Annotated in this window: 11 protein-coding genes and 1 CRISPR repeat array; of the genes, 5 read left to right on the top strand and 6 right to left on the bottom strand. The window is 29.2% G+C overall.

Annotated elements, in window-relative coordinates; all coding sequences use genetic code 11:
- Positions 1-8: 8 nt before the first annotated feature.
- Positions 9-1,421, bottom strand: a complete 1,413-nt coding sequence (locus tag JL105_RS08610; protein WP_132027453.1) for a PDDEXK family nuclease — start codon at positions 1,419-1,421, stop codon at positions 9-11.
- Between the two features lie 659 nt (positions 1,422-2,080).
- On the opposite strand from JL105_RS08610, the gene JL105_RS08615 reads away from it, so the two are divergent.
- From JL105_RS08615 to JL105_RS08630, 4 genes are all read left to right on the top strand, one after another.
- Positions 2,081-2,929 (top strand): ABC transporter ATP-binding protein, encoded by an 849-nt coding sequence (locus tag JL105_RS08615; protein WP_132027455.1) that lies wholly within the window; start codon positions 2,081-2,083, stop codon positions 2,927-2,929.
- The gene (locus JL105_RS08620; protein ID WP_132027457.1) at positions 2,926-3,618 is read left to right on the top strand and encodes an ABC transporter permease; all 693 of its coding nucleotides are present in this window, start codon (positions 2,926-2,928) and stop codon (positions 3,616-3,618) included. Before JL105_RS08615 ends, JL105_RS08620 begins: the two co-directional genes overlap by 4 nt.
- A gap of 503 nt (positions 3,619-4,121) precedes the next feature.
- Positions 4,122-8,693: direct repeats of the CRISPR family, unit length 30 nt; unit sequence GTTTCAATTCCTTATAGGTAGACTATAAAC.
- Positions 8,694-9,289: 596 nt separating this feature from the next.
- Entirely contained in the window at positions 9,290-10,444 is a 1,155-nt protein-coding gene (locus JL105_RS08625; protein WP_132027459.1) for an AI-2E family transporter, read from the top strand.
- Between the two features lie 212 nt (positions 10,445-10,656).
- Entirely contained in the window at positions 10,657-11,835 is a 1,179-nt protein-coding gene (locus JL105_RS08630; protein ID WP_132027461.1) for a hypothetical protein, read from the top strand.
- A gap of 108 nt (positions 11,836-11,943) precedes the next feature.
- Here the strand turns inward: JL105_RS08630 and JL105_RS08635 are convergent, their stop codons facing one another.
- The 4 genes from JL105_RS08635 to JL105_RS08650 are packed head-to-tail and all read right to left on the bottom strand — an operon-like array spanning position 11,944 to position 17,880.
- Positions 11,944-12,945 carry a 2,5-dihydroxypyridine 5,6-dioxygenase NicX family protein gene (locus JL105_RS08635; protein WP_202690489.1) on the bottom strand — a complete coding sequence of 334 codons (1,002 nt, stop codon included), beginning with the start codon at positions 12,943-12,945 and terminating at the stop codon, positions 11,944-11,946.
- 13 nt (positions 12,946-12,958) lie between these two features.
- Entirely contained in the window at positions 12,959-13,903 is a 945-nt protein-coding gene (locus JL105_RS08640) for a DUF979 domain-containing protein (protein ID WP_132027463.1), read from the bottom strand.
- 1 nt (position 13,904) lies between these two features.
- Positions 13,905-14,597, bottom strand: coding sequence for a DUF969 domain-containing protein (locus JL105_RS08645; protein ID WP_132027465.1), 693 nt, complete (start codon positions 14,595-14,597; stop codon positions 13,905-13,907).
- 37 nt (positions 14,598-14,634) lie between these two features.
- A complete protein-coding gene (locus JL105_RS08650) occupies positions 14,635-17,880 on the bottom strand; it encodes a M14 family metallopeptidase (RefSeq protein ID WP_202690491.1) in 3,246 nt (1,081 codons plus the stop codon).
- Positions 17,881-18,079: 199 nt separating this feature from the next.
- On the opposite strand from JL105_RS08650, the gene JL105_RS08655 reads away from it, so the two are divergent.
- A complete protein-coding gene (locus tag JL105_RS08655; protein WP_132027467.1) occupies positions 18,080-18,676 on the top strand; it encodes a TetR/AcrR family transcriptional regulator in 597 nt (198 codons plus the stop codon).
- 237 nt (positions 18,677-18,913) lie between these two features.
- Here the strand turns inward: JL105_RS08655 and JL105_RS08660 are convergent, their stop codons facing one another.
- On the bottom strand, positions 18,914-19,042 hold the full coding sequence (locus tag JL105_RS08660) for a flagellin (RefSeq protein WP_337907534.1): 129 nt from the start codon (positions 19,040-19,042) through the stop codon (positions 18,914-18,916).
- Between the last annotated feature and the right edge of the window lie 157 nt (positions 19,043-19,199).

A 19,199-nucleotide genomic window follows, 5' to 3' on the forward strand; every position in this document is an offset into this window, starting at 1 on the left:
TATATCACCTACTTTTTTAATATATCTCTTAACTTTTTCACTAAGTAATCATAGTCCTTTAAATCTTCTCTCGATATAATTTCTTTGCTCTTATAAAAATTAGAATTGAAACCTACCAATTCTCTATCCAATTCTTCCTTGCCTTCTCTCATGTTGACAATGCAAAGCTTTGCGTGTTCTCCACCTAACTGTTCTACTCTATGAAGTCCTTCAAAAGATTTAGATTTAGTCAAACCCTTTGTACTATCTGTAGTACATGTAAATACAATGATTTGATATCCTTTTAATGCTACTAAATCAATCTCAAATTGAGATTTCTTGTAATTTTCATCTAAATAACACACAAAAGAATGATAAAGTTTAATTTCATCTTTTAATCCTTCTTCCTCTATAGCTTCTTCTACTGCTATCATTAGATAATGTTCTAACCAAGTTCCCGATAAAAATTTATAAATTTTCTCAGCCTTATCCCTATTGGTAACAGTCTTTATGATATCTTTTATTGATGGTAATGCATCTTCAAGCCACGATGATTTTTCTTTTTCTTCTTCTTTTACTTTTTCTTCTTCTTTTTTTAGATAATTACTAAATATCTCCTTAAATTTTTGTGAACTTAGTGGATTTATTTTTTTACCTAATTCTACATCATAATATTCCTTCAATGCTTTTTGATAAAATTCATAATCTTTCTTTATATCCTCTAATTTCCTTAATGTTGAAAAAAATTCAGTGTATTCTTCCCAATATTTGCTAATTATTTTATGACTAAAATTTTTTATCTCCTCTTTGGAAACTATTTTTATATCTTCATAAGAATTAGGCAAAAGTTTTCCTTCATCATAATGATTGAGTGGCAATCCATGCATAACTAATATATCTTCCATACTTATATCTTTTAAATAAAATCTTAAATCTTTATCCACTGGCAAATAGTTATTACTTGAATTGTATTTTTCTGGATTAAGCAAGCTATTTAATCTAACTTTATTTTGTATCGGATCTACATAACATTCTATTTCCTGAACATTTCGATTTTTTTGTGCAAATTTATAAACTGCCATAGTAGAATAAATCGCCATGGGTTTTGTTCCACCAGTATTATTAAGTATGATAGTTTCTATTTTCTCTTTCTTATTAATTTCATCCAATTTAGTTTGTATTTGTTCTTCTATCAAATCTGCATAATTTTGATTGGATTTCAAATTACAAACTTCTATTATATTTTTATATTCATCTCCTAATCTTTCTTTTATACCTTCGTAATATTTTTTTGTATCCTCTGAAAATACAAATAACAGTTTATTAGGCTTTGGAATTCGCTTAAGTTCTTCATCTGTTCTATAATCTCCTAACAGATATTTATTCAAGCAATATATAGGTATTGGATTTGAACCTACCAAAGAAATTAAAACATTAACCATTTTTATGCCTCCCCTTTTTTGAATCTTTTTATCTTTATAAAACTTTTAAATGTTATTATATATTTCTACAAATATTTCCTATTTCCTCCAATAAAATTACGACACTTTTCTACAATTTACGCAATATTTAAATTTGATTTAGTATATCCCATAATACTTTTGGGAATTATTTTGCTCGAAATATATTTACTCTTTAAGGTTGTCTAGAAATATAGAGTATTGCCTCGTCAAAAAAAATATGCTATGATACTATAAAATAAAGTATATTTACTTTTAACAAATATTGCAAAATAATTTCAAGAAATACGAATATGTTAATATTCAGCTATTATGCTTGAATATTTATCCGTTTTCTCAGGAAAACTTAGGACTTTTGATAATTTTAATTGGGCAATTATATCAAATAAGATGAATACATATGAATTTAGCTTATGTTCTTGTCCTATTGTTAATCCAAAGGATGAAATACGTAAAAATACTTATCATTATAGCCTAACTAATAATTTATTATCCTACAAATAAAATGCTACATATAAATGGTAGTAAAACCTTAGATCACCAACTATTTTTATTTCTTTTAAAGATTAAATTATCTATTATTAAAATCAATGTTGAAACATGATAAAATAACAAAATCTATTATATAAGGAGGTAAAAACTTGATCACTCTTAAGAATGTAGTGAAAACTTATAACCACAAAAATGTTGTAGATGGTATATCATTTACAATTGAAAAAGGGGAGTTATTTGGATTCTTGGGTCCTAATGGAGCTGGTAAAACCACAACAATAAAAATGATTATTGGATTATTAGAGCCAAATGAAGGAGAAATATGGGTCAATGGCATTGATGTATTAAAAAATAAAAAACTAATTTATAAAGATATTGGCGTTGTTTTTGAATTACCAAACCTCTATATGAGAGCGTCAATAAAAAATAATCTAAAGATATTTGCAGAGTTGTACGGCTTGAAAGATGATCGTATCAATGAAGTTATGGAAGATCTACAGCTATGTGATAAGCAAGATGTGAAGGTGGAAAAATTATCTAAAGGATGGAAACAGAGAGTATTAATAGGAAGAGCTTTGCTACATAAACCCAAAGTTCTTATACTAGATGAACCAACAAGTGGTCTAGATCCAAATACAGCTAGTTTGATTCATCAATATATTAAAAAACTTAATGAACAGGGAACAACAGTAGTTTTAACTACTCATGATATGCATGAGGCCGATGAATTAAGTCATCGTGTTGGAATTATGCATAATGGAAAGCTTGTAGCAATTGGAAAACCCACAGAACTAAAATCCAAGTATTTAAAAGAGGAAATCGAAATAAAATATGTAGACAATGATAGTGTTGTAATTAAAAGGTTGGAATCCAGAGCCACAGAAACTGAAAAATTAATATCTCAATTAACTAGTCAAGGGAAATTGATTAGTATGAATACAAGTGGAAATTCACTAGCAGAAGTTTTTGCAGTATTAACAGGGAGGGAATTAAGTTGAGGAATACACTAATACTTATAAAACATGAAATTATTAACCTTTTGAGGAACCCAGCAATATTAGCAGTAGTTTTATTGCCAATATTTATGTCTAAGATTATTACAACAACAATGAAAATGGCTGATCAAGAATTTTTACTTCTATCAATTTGGATCCTATTTGCACAGGTAATGGTTGGTATCATGTTAACGGGACCTAATTTAATTGAAGAAAGGGAAGCTAAAACCATTGATGCTCTATTATGTTCTCCATTAAACTTTGGTCAAATTATTTTTGCTAAAGGATTTGCTATTTTAGTACTTTCCATGTTCTCCCAAATTGCTGTGTATTTAATCAATGAAGGTTTTAATAGTAGTATTTTTCCATTATTAATACCTATGTTAGTTGGCGGGATTATATTTGTTCAAATAGGAGCTATAATTGGGTTAAAGATAGAATCTTCTCAAAGTGGTTCTGCTCTATCTTCAATAGTTATGGTAAGTCTTTTTTTAATAGTTTCAGTATATGAGCTTTTACCAGAATGGACCCATAAGCTATTTGTATTAATACCTAGCATTGGGGTAACAGAGGTTTTGAATAATCTAATGACATATAATGAGTTTTTAATATATCAAGGATCCATTGTTCTAGTATGGGTAATAATTTTTTCCCTATGGCTTACTAATATCGGAAGAAAATGGACCCATTAGAAGTTTATCGTAATTAATTACCCATAATAACTTTTCAATAAGCATAAAAACACAAAGGAATTTTATTCTTTTCATTTACCACAACCTTTAACATAATTTAATTGTCACAAATAACATATTTGTATGGTTTGTTTAAATTAACAATATCTTCAAGGCTTAGAGTATCTCATTGAAAAGATTCTAATAGCCTTGAAGATATTTCCTATTATTTTTTACATATCTTAATTTTTTGAATTCATTTCTTTAAAGAAATGCCTTTGAATCTTTAAAAACTCTACGAAAAAATTTATTCCTTTTCTTTTTATCGCTTTTGTTTTATTGTTGTTTTTCCCATCATAGTCCCTTTTGAAGTATAGTGATATCAATACATATATGCTTATATTATATCGTTTTTCACTATACTACTTTTGGGAATTATTTTGCTCGAAATATATTTACTCTGTAAGGCTGAGGTAGACTATAAACGTAATGCCTGAACAAAAATCTCAAGCTGCTGAAAAAATGTTTCAATTCCTTATAGGTAGACTATAAACGAAAATAATAAAAAAGCAAAAGAAGAAGAAAAAGAAATGTTTCAATTCCTTATAGGTAGACTATAAACCCTTTTTCTTGAATAGGTGTATATTGTTTTTGGCAGCGTTTCAATTCCTTATAGGTAGACTATAAACCTTTATAATTCATATCATCACCTATTTCACTATTATAGTTTCAATTCCTTATAGGTAAACTATAAACTTCCAAACTAACACATCTTGAAGAAATGTTTTACTAGTTTCAATTCCTTATAGGTAGACTATAAACCGCAATTCTACTCGCATCATCACTAAACAAAGGTAAGTTTCAATTCCTTATAGGTAGACTATAAACGATGTTCAATAGCAGCGTCATTGATTTCTTTAGTTAGTTTCAATTCCTTATAGGTAGACTATAAATTTTACCACAGCCATTTATCGGCTTAGGGAATATGGGTTTCAATTCCTTATAGGTAGACTATAAACGTTGCATTAAAAGGGATAAAAGAGCCGGATATCAAAAGTTTCAATTCCTTATAGGTAGACTATAAACGGTTCGGGAAAGTAAACATAAAAAAGAGAGATATTAGTTTCAATTCCTTATAGGTAGACTATAAACATTTTAAATAAAATTATAGTTGCAGACACAAAGGAGTGTTTCAATTCCTTATAGGTAGACTATAAACAAGAAGTAGCAGAAACCAGAGAGCAAATAGCAGTAGGTTTCAATTCCTTATAGGTAGACTATAAACTCAACTACTGCTACCCTTTTAGATACCCCATCCTGGAGTTTCAATTCCTTATAGGTAGACTATAAACAATGAAATGGATCACTACATCAAGAGGACGTTAAGGAGTTTCAATTCCTTATAGGTAGACTATAAACATCTTCCATCTTCAATCTTGGTATCTGATACTCCAGAGTTTCAATTCCTTATAGGTAGACTATAAACAAGAAAGAAAAGAAATGATAAAAGCTTTAAAAAAAGAGTTTCAATTCCTTATAGGTAGACTATAAACAAGAAAGAAAAGAAATGATAAAAGCTTTAAAAAAAGAGTTTCAATTCCTTATAGGTAGACTATAAATTTTACCACAGCCATTTATCGGCTTAGGGAATATGGGTTTCAATTCCTTATAGGTAGACTATAAACGTTGCATTAAAAGGGATAAAAGAGCCGGATATCAAAAGTTTCAATTCCTTATAGGTAGACTATAAACAAAACAAATAGACTTGACAATGAAACCTTAGAATTTCAGTTTCAATTCCTTATAGGTAGACTATAAACTGTCAATACTTTAAAGGTGTCAAAGATCTATTTTAAAGTTTCAATTCCTTATAGGTAGACTATAAACTGGGGAAGAACTTAATGCAGTGTTTGAAGCAGCACCGTTTCAATTCCTTATAGGTAGACTATAAACGGAGGGATTAAATGAGAGTAAAATTTACTACCAACATGTTTCAATTCCTTATAGGTAGACTATAAACAGTTTTTTGTTTTCAGTTTTTCCTCCTTCTCCTTTTCGTTTCAATTCCTTATAGGTAGACTATAAACCCTTTTATATTCTTTCACCCAATGGTCGGATTGTGAGTTTCAATTCCTTATAGGTAGACTATAAACCATACGTATCTGATGTTACTCCCGATGTGAATGATTGAGTTTCAATTCCTTATAGGTAGACTATAAACCATCACAGGAGAAGAAACAGACATCAAAGTCGACTTCGTTTCAATTCCTTATAGGTAGACTATAAACAATTGCCTTTGATATTCAATTTTACGTTCTCTATTCTTGTTTCAATTCCTTATAGGTAGACTATAAACCTATCATACACAAAAGAACAACATACGGATCCATTATTGTTTCAATTCCTTATAGGTAGACTATAAACTGTTCTATTGCATAATCATAAAATGTCTTTATTGCGGAGTTTCAATTCCTTATAGGTAGACTATAAACGGGAGGGAGGAGGAAAAAGAAAGGGGCAGCACTATTTGGTTTCAATTCCTTATAGGTAGACTATAAACTTTCATATCACCACCTCGTTCCATTTTTACCCAAAAAGTTTCAATTCCTTATAGGTAGACTATAAACACTGGCTTTACATTACCACATAGTTTTAGTCAAATTGGTTTCAATTCCTTATAGGTAGACTATAAACGATGGCAGATGGATACCAAAAAGTAAGTTTGATGATGGTTTCAATTCCTTATAGGTAGACTATAAACATTGTTTCAGCTATTCCTTTTATGGCGTCATCATAGTTTCAATTCCTTATAGGTAGACTATAAACTTCTGATTATGAAGTTATAAAAAAACCAAAAACAGATTGTTTCAATTCCTTATAGGTAGACTATAAACTATAGGATTAGTCCATCCAAACTCTTTTATACTTCTTTCGTTTCAATTCCTTATAGGTAGACTATAAACCAAGGTCTTTAGCTAATTCTACAGCTGATTTTTTCTGGTTTCAATTCCTTATAGGTAGACTATAAACTTTGCTATCTCTCTATCTCCCCTGCATATATCATTGAGTTTCAATTCCTTATAGGTAGACTATAAACTTAGCTGCCTGTGTTGCGTCTGTTTGTAGGTCTATCAGTTTCAATTCCTTATAGGTAGACTATAAACTGAGATAGTGGCGGGACACAACCGTATATTAGCAGCGTTTCAATTCCTTATAGGTAGACTATAAACGAGCAAGTGGTGCAAGTGATGTATTTACTGAAGCTTGTTTCAATTCCTTATAGGTAGACTATAAACCTTATCCATATAAGATTCTCTACTTCGTACTTCTGCCAGTTTCAATTCCTTATAGGTAGACTATAAACTGTTGTAGGGCAAGTTTGGGGGAAAAAGGGAGCAAAGTTTCAATTCCTTATAGGTAGACTATAAACAATCATTCCGCCCCTATATCCATCTATTCCCCAATGTTTCAATTCCTTATAGGTAGACTATAAACGCAATAGAAGATGAGAAAAAGCTAGAGCCCTTTCGTGAGTTTCAATTCCTTATAGGTAGACTATAAACAAATCAAATTCTCTGCCTTCGTTTTTTCTCCATTCTTGTTTCAATTCCTTATAGGTAGACTATAAACCCTAATCCAAATTTGATTATGTCCCCTTTCCCATAGCGTTTCAATTCCTTATAGGTAGACTATAAACAATGGGATTGAATATGAAATGGCAGCTAGTTGCAAATGGTTTCAATTCCTTATAGGTAGACTATAAACAATCTGCTTCCTTTTTTTCTGCCACCCACTCAATGAGTTTCAATTCCTTATAGGTAGACTATAAACTATTGATAATAAAGAGTTGTGGAGTAAAATAACTAAGTTTCAATTCCTTATAGGTAGACTATAAACCAGAAATTTTGCACGTAAAAAATATACCAGGATATGGGTTTCAATTCCTTATAGGTAGACTATAAACTAATCGGAAACGATGGGGAAGTCAATCAAGGTGCTTGTTTCAATTCCTTATAGGTAGACTATAAACCAATCAAGACCTAATTAGGATTAAGTATGAGCCAGAGTTTCAATTCCTTATAGGTAGACTATAAACGAGATAGGGGCGGGTATAGCCCCTTGCAAAGCAGGTGAGTTTCAATTCCTTATAGGTAGACTATAAACAAAGGTGACTATGTTTCTGGTTACCATTCCTATGAGAAGTTTCAATTCCTTATAGGTAGACTATAAACAAGTGAAGGAATAAACAAAATAAAAGAGTGGAACCAAACGTTTCAATTCCTTATAGGTAGACTATAAACCTACCTTTTTGTTTTTTAGCTAGTTGTCTTTGAAGTGTTTCAATTCCTTATAGGTAGACTATAAACGCCCAATCTGTTGTATTTTCTGCCCCTAAATCATCGTTTCAATTCCTTATAGGTAGACTATAAACACCTAGGGCAACAGAGGCAGTCCCTGCCGCCGAGGCGGTTTCAATTCCTTATAGGTAGACTATAAACGGAATATAATTGAACCAGGTACTCCAATTATAGCTGCGTTTCAATTCCTTATAGGTAGACTATAAACGTGGAGCTTGGTCCACAATCGAAACCAATTTCAATAGTTTCAATTCCTTATAGGTAGACTATAAACTCAATGACGATCTTTTTCATATCATTGCCCTCCTCGTTTCAATTCCTTATAGGTAGACTATAAACTTATTTTGTTTGGCTGAACAAAGATGTACAAATCTTTGTTTCAATTCCTTATAGGTAGACTATAAACAGGGCTAGGGAACTTCTTCACCAGTTCCCCACTTGGGTTTCAATTCCTTATAGGTAGACTATAAACTTTTATATGTTTTTTCCATAGCCCAAATCATTTGCAAGTTTCAATTCCTTATAGGTAGACTATAAACCTAAGCCAGAAACATTACGAAACAAGAGGGAAAGATGTTTCAATTCCTTATAGGTAGACTATAAACCGGATCTGCCTATCAATCATTCTATCAAATTGAGTTAGTTTCAATTCCTTATAGGTAGACTATAAACTAATAAACTAAACCCCTAGAATCGAAAACACCATCAGTTTCAATTCCTTATAGGTAGACTATAAACACATCCATATATTGATATTACTACTTTTTTCATTTTTTGTCAAATAGGAAAAATCAAAAAATTTACTACTCCTTTTTTTGATTTTTGTAGTATAGATATTGATTTTATGCTATTTCCTCTAAAAAATATTTTGTCGTCGATCTCCGAGGGTTTTTGCACTACCTAGGATCGACGATATTTATTCATTATTATACATATAAATGTACTTTTATACTTTTGTATAAAAGCCATTTATATATGTGTTTCAAGTACTTTTCTTGTGTTTTTTTGATAAATATATATCTACAAAATTATTAAAAATTATATCTTCTTTTAAAGCTTCTACCCTTGATATTATCACTAAAATTTAGATCGACGACATTTGTTTATTATTATTCAATAATATTAAACAAAAATTGCAAGAAACCATCCATCTTCTATGCTTTTTCATTACTACAAGTCTAAAATATATTCTGTAGAAACTATACTACAGAATGCAAAAAGATCCATCCCTGGTACACGTAAAATAAATGTTTTAAATATGCATATTTAATGTTATAATTTTAGTTAAATCACATTTTATAAAAATATCTTTTAATTTAGAAAGGAATAAAAATATGAAATTTAAACTAGATAAAAAATATGTAAAAATAGGAACCCATGTAATAATATTTGGAGTTATCCTATTAATATTACTATTTACTATTATAAATATACAAGATGTAGCTAACTTTGTAGGGAAAATATTAGGCACATTTTTTTCTTTAATTTCACCTCTTATTATTGGGCTTATATTGGCTTATCTACTGGATCCATTGGTGGAATTATTAGATAAAAAATTATGGTCTAAAAGAAAAAAGAAGAGCAATAGAAGATTAGCTGCAACTGCAATATCTTTTACGATAATTATTGCGTTATTAATAGGTATGGGATATTCTATATCATTAAGCTTAAAAAATGGAGAAGGATTTAAGCTTAGTCATAATCTTATAAAAGGAATGGAAGAATTTATAGATAATTTTACTAATATACCTAATAAATTAAAATTTAAATTATATACCTCAAAAACCGAAAGTCAAAAGGATAAAATAATAGATAATATAATCTCCATTACAACTTCAATCGTCCAAAAAGCAGGAAATGAAATAATTGAATCCATTGCTAAAATAGGTGGATATATAATCAATATATTTGTAGGAATTATAATTAGCTTTTATTTGTTAATGGATAAATATACTATGCTAGAATGGTGGAATAAGTTTATATATGCTATTTTCCCTATATCTTTTACAAAAAAACTTAAAAATTTATGGGAAAATACTGATTTTGTCATATCAGGCTATATCCGTGGTCAGTTGATAGATGCTTTGATTATGGGAACTCTAATAAGTATTACATTGTTAATCTTAAATATAGATTATGCAGTAATTATAGGGATAATATCTGGTTTTTCAAATCTCATTCCCATGGTTGGTGCCACAGTAGCCACTATAATAGCTATTTTAGTTGCATTGGCAAGTGATACTCCCATAAAAGCATTATATGCTCTTATAACATTATTAATACTACAACAAATTGATGGCAATATCATAGTTCCTAAAGTGGTAGGTAAAAATGTAAACTTACATCCGCTGCTTGTTATGCTATCATTGTTTATGTTTGGATCCTTATTTGGAATATTAGGTATGATTGTTGCTGTTCCTATTACTGCATTAATTAAACATTTTGTTGTTCAATTTATAAATCGTAGATTAGAAGAGAAGAATATTTAAAATTTGCAGATATAAATTTTTTTGCCTTTAAAACCCTCAAGTTTTAGTATATAATACAAAATAAGAGTAGTATCAAAAAAGATATAAAATAAAAATATTAGAAGAGAAAAACGAACAAATTAAATTAAAACAAAATATTTAAATATCAGGATTTAAGTATCAAAATATATCTTTATATTTGACACTACGGAAATAAAAATTGGGGGGATTCTATGAAAAAGATTTCTTTTATTACAATTGTTTTGGCTCTATCTCTTATGTTTACCGCATGTAGCACTACCGATGAAACAAAGCTTTATAATGCGTTTTTAAAAACACAAGATATTACATCAATGGGAAGTGAAGGTGCAATAAATCTTTCCTTAGAACTTAAAGATTTTCCAGAAGAAACTCAAGAACAATTAGAAGAGATAAATAATTTACTTAAAAATTTAAAATTTAATTTTAACACTAAACAAAACATAAATAAAGATAAAACCAAATCTATGGTAGAAATGACTACTGCTATGGACTTTAACGGAATGAAAATGGATATGAATACTTGGGTAGATACAGATTTTTCAACTGATACACCTAAAATGATAGCTGTTTTAAAAATGCCACAAATATTAATGAATGAACTACCATCAGAAGATGGAAACAACAAAGAGTATATATTATACGATTACATTAAAATGCTCAATTTGTCTCAAAAAGAAATTAACATGGAAGAATTAATAAAATCTAGTAAGGATATAAATGAAAAAGCAATAGAATTTATGAAAAATTATCATAAAGATTTTGATCCTGGATTCCAAATAGCTACATACAAAGGACAAAAAACTCAGGATAAAGATGTATTATCTATTTATGAAGTAAAATTAGATGATAAAAACTTTAAAAATCTAATCAAATATATGGGCAATGATTCTATAGAAAATGAAAATAATATAAAATTCTTTGAAGAATATATGAAATTAGTATTAAAAATTGCAGAAATATCAGATACTGAAAAAGCAGAAGTTTTAGCTGAATTAAATAATTTAAAGAAAAATTTACCAGAATTTAAAAATAATTTTAATAAATTTATGGATAATTTAGAAAATGTGAAAATATTAGGAGATGAAGGTATTGTTATAGAATATGCAGTAAATAAAGATGGATATATAGTTGGAGAAAAAGGTAAAATAGCTATAGAACTTGATCTTAAAGCTTTAGGAAAAGTTTTTGAAGAAGAACTTTTAGCAGAAAACACAGGAAAGTTAAAATTAAACATAGATTTTAACACAAAAATTTCTAAAATAAATGAAAAAGTTAAAATTAATATGCCTAAAACAAATAAAAAAAATACAATAGATTTTAATGAGTTTTTAAAAACAAATGTTGATCAAACAAAAGAAGCTGTTGAATAAAATTTTAACCGTCCCTTCAAATTTAGGGACGGTTTTTTATACACACATATAGTATTATACGGTAAGTAAAGCATGCCCATACAAATATAAAGTTAATAGCAATTGCAGTTAAGTTATAAAATTAGGTTGAGGAGCTATTATCCTTCCCCTTTCCATAATTTTTCTATTATCAGCGTATATATTTGGTTTTAAACCTACTAAGTCAAAATGTCCACTTGCTTCATAAACTCCACCTAAAGCTATATTCCTACCAAATCCAATATGATATGTGCCATATGCTGATTCGTCTTCTATATAACATTTGCCTCTGCATCTAGAATAGGAATTTAATCCTATTCCCAATTCAGATGCATTGTACATTCTATCATCACTATAAGACTCTATATATTCTCTTAAAATATTACCACTTTCATTGCCTTCTATATCTACTATTCTTCCATTTTTAAAAATTAATTTAATTGGATACTTAGGTTTTCCAATATAACCTAATGAACCATCTACAATCATTATTCCTTCTGTCCTATTTTCTTCTATTGGAACATATATCTCAAAGCTTGAAGAAGAATAGCCATCTCCATCCTCTACAACTCCATTGAAGAATCCTGATCTTCTTCCTTCTTTATATAAATTTAAATTCGTCCCTGAATCTGTCTTTACCTTAATTATGCTGGCATTTTCTATATAATTCATTATAATACCTGCCATAAGTTTACTCTTTACTGTATTCATCCTAATAAAATCATAGGATAATACAGATTCATCTGTTCTTACAGATAGTGGTAAAGATAGGAATTTTCCGCCTCTATCTATTGCTCTCTTAGCAGCTTTAGTTGTAACTATTGAATAATCTGTAGCACCTATTATTGCATTATATTTATCAAAAACTTTTTCATTTTCATCAAAGTAAATTCCTACTTGCATACCTGTGTTAGTTACAATCATTATATCTACATTTTTAGTTATCTTAAGTCCACTTTGTTTTAAAAGATTTGCTTCAAATTCATGCTCCTTTTCTGTTACAATTAACAATTTATCTTTTTTATTAAGCTGCATCCAATCCTTTATTATTATATCTGCACCTTCCAGCATCCTATCTTCATAATTTATCATACTTTTCCTCCTACTATTTAAACATAATCATATATGCTATTTGAAATACTATTAAAAATAAAGATGGTATCACTTGATTTTTAATTACTCCCATTTCATCTTCCATATCTAATATTGCAACTGGTACTATATTGAAATTTGCTGCCATTGGTGTAAGAAGAGTACCACAATAACCACATGTTAATGCTAACATACCTACTAATGCAGGATTTGCCCCATATTTAAGTACAAATGGACCTCCTATTCCTACAGTCATTACAGTTATTGCTGCAAATGCATTTCCCATAATCATAGTAAATAACATCATCCCAAGAGCATATACAACAATGCCTATATTTACATTACCTTCTGGAATTATATTTCCAACTATCTGAGCTATTACTTCTCCAACTCCAGCCTCTGTAAATATTGCTCCTAAACTAGCAAGTAGCATAGGAAGCATACTAAGAGGACCAACTAAAGAAAGGAATCTTTCTGAATCATCTAAAAATACTTTTAAACTATTCCTTTCTGAATAAATTCTAAGAATCACCATTGCAATAAGTACTCCAAAACTTACTCCTACTAATGCTCCTAAATCTGTAAATATAGCAAAAATAATTGCTGAAACACCCATTGCCAATGCTGGTATAAATATCTTCATACCTATTTCATTATAGGCTTGAGCCATTTCTTTTTCAGTAGGTTCATCCTGCTCTCCTGACTTAACTTTATTTAAAATAGCAGGTATTGTCATTACTATTATTAAAATTCCATTAATTATTGGAGGTATCCATCTTCCAAAAGCTAATACAATTCCAAGTGAACACCAAAATATTGCAGTACCTAATCTTGATGGATTTTTTTCATCCAATGCATTTTTAATACCAGTATTAAAACTTACTAGTCCTATTAAAATATAAACTATTTCAAGTAATTTTGTTCCTAATAAAACCTCAGGATCTGTAAAAAAACTCATATTATTTCCCCTCCCTTAATGATGCCCCATAATATTTTTTCATCAATTTCTTATCCTTCAAATAGTAATATATTATAGTTACAGCCAACGCAAAAATTGAAACTGGTATCTCTACCTTTGCTAATTCTATTAATTCTACATTATATCCAAGGGATGCCAATGTTGATTGAACTAATAGTCCTCCTGCACCACCTATAAATAAGACTTGACAAAAGAACCAAGCTACATTTTCCATACCCGATGCCATTCCTTTAATTTCCTCTAAATGATCTTCATGAATTTTTTCTCCTTTAGATTCAACAGCACCTATTGCCATTGGTAATATTATCGGTCTTATAAATCCTGCAACACCACCAAAACCTACATTAAATGCTGCAAATATACCTCTCATTATTCCATAAATTCCTATGATTTTTCCTGGTGAAGCTCCCTTTACTTTTGATATTAAATCTGATGCGGCATTTCTTAATCCATTTCTTTCTAATGTACCAGTCACAAGCATAATCAATATAAATATTGCCATACTTCTATTGGCAACAAAGGAAGTACCAAATGTTTCTAACAAACCTGTAATTCCCATATTCCCTACAAGAGCTGTTACTATAGAGGCTACTAATATAATTAAAATTGAATCTAGCTTTAACGCAAAGCCAAGAATTACTATAAAAACTCCTATTAATTTAATCCACTCCACTGTATTCATCTCCTTTATAGTTTAATAAATATTATTACTACACTAAAATAGGTCTTTGCCTAATTTGAGTCAATTTAATTAAACCATCTTCTATTGTGAATTCATTCTCATATAATATTTTTCCATTCATCAGCATTTCAATAGTAGCTTCATCATGAGCCACATGTGCCCTTGCACATAAATTCAAATATTCTCCTTGAGCTGTTTCATCTGCTACTTCACTAGTATATGAAACACTTGTAATCCATGGAAATTTTACTGATGGATACCTATGTTTAGGATCAAATTCAAATGGAATCCAATAATTAATCATATTTTTATAGTAATCTGCTGGAAACAACTTTGGCATCCAACTATGAGCATATTTTTCAAATCTATCCATCCATTCTTTATTCCATCGAGTAATCTTTTTATTTTCAGCAATTTTATCTGCAATTACATCTTCCATTTTCTTATTAAAATCATAATTACTTTTATATTCTTCATCAGTTACTATCCAAAAATATCCATATAATAAAGAGCGGGGTAGCCAAAATCCTTTATAAGAAGGGGAAGTATATCCTGAAAATTGCTGTTCCCATTCATGACTTGGCACACCATGATTATCTACAATAATATCTGGTAGATATTTCTCCCACAACCTAGTTAATCCCATAGCTTCTGTGTGAATTGTATGGGGATTAAAATGTTCATGATAAAACTCCTTACCTATTGCATTAAATCTAGCTACATGTAATTTCCAGTATGGATTTTCTTTTTGTAATTCATAATGAATCTTAGTGCCATCCACATTTTCCATAGGAACTATTACTAAATTCAATTTATTTGCTAAATCCTTATATTTTTCTTCAGTTAATATACGTTTTAATAGTATCAATGCTGCATTAGTACTTGAAACTTCATTGGCATGATGACGTGCATTAATAATTTCTGAAGGTAGTTTGTTAATTCGTTTAGTTCTTGATAAATAGCCTTCATATTCTGGAACCACTTCAATAGCATAGATATCCCTTCCTAAATAAGATTCTGCTATTTTAAATACTTCAATGCCTTCAACACGTTTTAATTTAGAAACTATGTCTATATAATCTTCATAACCTATTAATTCATTCTCCATCAAATCTATATCTAAAATGCTTAAATCCTTTTTACTCTCTTCTCTTTCTTCTACAACTGCAATATATTTGTTAGTATCTGTTTCAAATACAATTTTATCCACACCACTAAAACCATCACTTATATCTAATATTTTATTATTTAATAATTCTACATAGTTTTTAACTATTTCATCATCTATATTTGTATTTAATTTAAATACATATTTCCCTTCTTCTAAATAAATTTCAGATAAATATAGTTCTACATAGTCTCTATTAAATCCACTTTCTATAATTTTATCTCCTTTTTTAATACACGGAGTTTTAGATAGTTGGTCATATAATGTAACTTTAAATTTAGGTTTTCCTTTTCTATTTCTTATCACTGGTAAAATCAAACCTGGAGCATCTAGCATACCCCCATCATTTTTAGTACCATAATTTTTAAAATAATCTAAACCTACAAAATACATGTCCTCATGAAATGCATTCAATGAAGATATTTGATCTTCTCTAAAAGGTAATCTATAATCTGGTTCAGAGGCATCTACTTCCAACTTTAATTGAGCAAAAAATGGTTGGTTTTTTTCTATTACTTTGCCCTCCATTTTATTTTCTACATATTCCATTACCTCATTAAGTACTTCACCTTGATAAATATCCCAAATATTTTCTAAATCTGATTTAATATTTTTGTCTAATACTTCTTCATCATTAACTACTAATTTGATAAAACTTGTTGATGGATGTACTTTCCCCATATTGGGAAATGCATCTAAATATGGTCTTTCCGAATATCTAGCCTTATAGGTTGAACTAAATACTTCTCCATCTTTTGAAAACGCCTTTAATCTATAAGTTATATCCTCATCACCTTCGTAGGCTACAAACTTTATATTTCCCCTATCTATTTTTAATCTATCGGATATTAAATCATCTACTGGATATAATTCCTGTAAAAATCTAATAGGAATATCAAACCAATTGTCTGGATCATCTTTGCATAAATTATGATATGAAGGAGTTGCACCATCTTCATCATTCCACTCTGTTTCACCAGGCTTTAAAAATGGTTTAAAGGCTATTTCTATACTATCTATGTTTTCATCAGCCAATTTAGGCAATATTACTTCATCTATCCAAGAATATCCTTGTTTATAACTACAGATAATATTAATTTCTTCAGGCACAATAGATCTTTTTTCAAGTTCTTTTTCTATATATTCTTTCAACTCTTTCCTTACTTCTTTGTCTTCACTTAAACTACCATATATTTTTATGTTATCTCCACTATTTAATTTATCAAGTACCTTATTTAATTCTAATTTAAACAAATCTACTTCCCATGGGATATTATATTCTTTTTCATATATTTTCTTTAAAGACTTATAATTATTAAATTTTACATTAGGATATAATTTTTTCATTTCTGTAATTCTATCTTCTATTTTAGGTGAAAAATAAGCATCAATATCTTTATGGGATTTATATTTATTAAGATATGTTATCTGTCCATCTAAATTATCCATTATTAAACTATCTGACATGTTTTGGAGCATATATACCCAATCTTTATTGTCAGGTAATAATGGAAAGGTTTCACATATGTAATAAATAAACTCTTCTAATTCTTTTCCATCACCAGTGATTTTAACTATACTTCTATTTTCTTCTTCTATCAATTTTATAGCTACTTTATTTGATGATTCAAATAAAATTATATTGCCATCCCAAGTTTCATCTCCTAAAATGGGACCTGAAAAACTTGTAGTTTCCATTCCAAATCTAAAGGCTAAATTACATGCTGCCCTTATAATTGACATAGAACTATCCTCAGACACTATAAACTTAAAGTTTAAATGGTCTGGTAATTGATCATTATTTTTATCTTTTAAAAACTCTCCTTTTAAAAAAAGCCTTTCAAGACCTTTCTTCTTTCTCCAGTCCATATCTTCCACTGGCAGGGCATTTTTCATTGCAGAGACATAATCTTCTGGCCATAAACTAGGTTCTAATTTAAACTTATTTTTTAGTTCACTTAAGTTTTTAGGAACCTCCATCCCTTCATCCATAGAGGTAATAGGAAATTTAGCTGTTGTTGAAAAAAATCCCATTATTAGACTAGTCTCTATGGCATTCTTTTTTTCTTTTAAATCCAAATCATCTGACAATTTAAGCTTTTCCACAGTATCACTCCTATAGTTTTAAAATATAAATCTTAGTACTTGATTTCGAATTGTATTTCGTACTTCATTCTACATTGACATTATAAATTTATTTATTATTTTTGTCAAGGTTTGAACAATCTTCAAAATGATAGTAAATTGAAAAATTTTCTCTGTATGTTATAATTAAAGCAACCATTTAATAAAAGGGGTAAATATTATGACTAATACAAAGAATACTGAAAATAATTTAACTATTACAGAAAAGATAATTGATACAGCTTGGAAACTATTTTTAGAAAAAGGCTATGATGAGACAACTGTTGATGAAATAATTGAAAAATCCAATACATCTAAAGGCTCCTTTTATTACCACTTTAGTGGAAAAGAAGAAGTGCTTTTTTGCATAGCTTATTATTTTGATGTGGATTATAAACATTGGTTAAAAAACTTAGATCCTAACTTAAGCTCATTAGAGAAATTAAAAAAACTTGATCACTTTGTAATGAAAAATATTGAAGATTCTCCTTATAGACCACTACTTGCAACTTTATATGGTCTACAAGTTAAAACAAAGTTTAGAAGACATATAATAAATCCAGATAGAGAATATTATAAAATTATTACGCAAATTATAAAAGAAGGGATTGAAAATAGAGAAATTAAAAGTGAATATACATATCAAGAATTAACTGAATGGTTTGCAATTATTGAGAGAGGACTAACTTATGATTGGTGTCTTAATCAAGGTAGATACTCATTAGTTAAATACAGTCAAACTGCTATTGATGCCTTTATTAATATTATAAAAACCTAAAAGTCCCATGGACTTTAGTCATGGAATTATGTAATTGAATTAAAAATGTTTTGTAGTTTAATAAAAATCAGTATGAAATTTAACAATATATTTGCACCTACAGCTATAGCTCCTTTTACCATATATGCCTACCAATCCTATGGCATAAAATATTTATGTTTCATAAGGTCCATCCCTGGTGCACTGGTGCCAAATAAAAAAGACCAGAGTAAAATCCTCCAGTCTTTATGCTCTTACTTATCTTAACAATTGCAATACTATTTGTGGCATTTGATTTGCTTGAGCAAGCATTGCAGTAGTTGCTTGTTGTAGTATTGTTTGTTTTGTAAATTCCATCATCTCTTTTGCCATGTCTACATCTCTAATTCTACTTTCTGCAGCTTGTAAGTTTTCTGCTGATGTACTACTATTTCTCTCATTCTTTGAAGGATTGCGTAAGTTTCGTTTAGTCCTCCTGCGTCATCTCCTGCTCTGTTGATTCTTAATCCCGAGGATAGTTTCTCAAGGGATTTTTTAATTCTAT

This window comes from Keratinibaculum paraultunense, assembly GCF_016767175.1.
In the GTDB taxonomy this organism is placed as follows: domain Bacteria; phylum Bacillota; class Clostridia; order Tissierellales; family Tepidimicrobiaceae; genus Keratinibaculum; species Keratinibaculum paraultunense.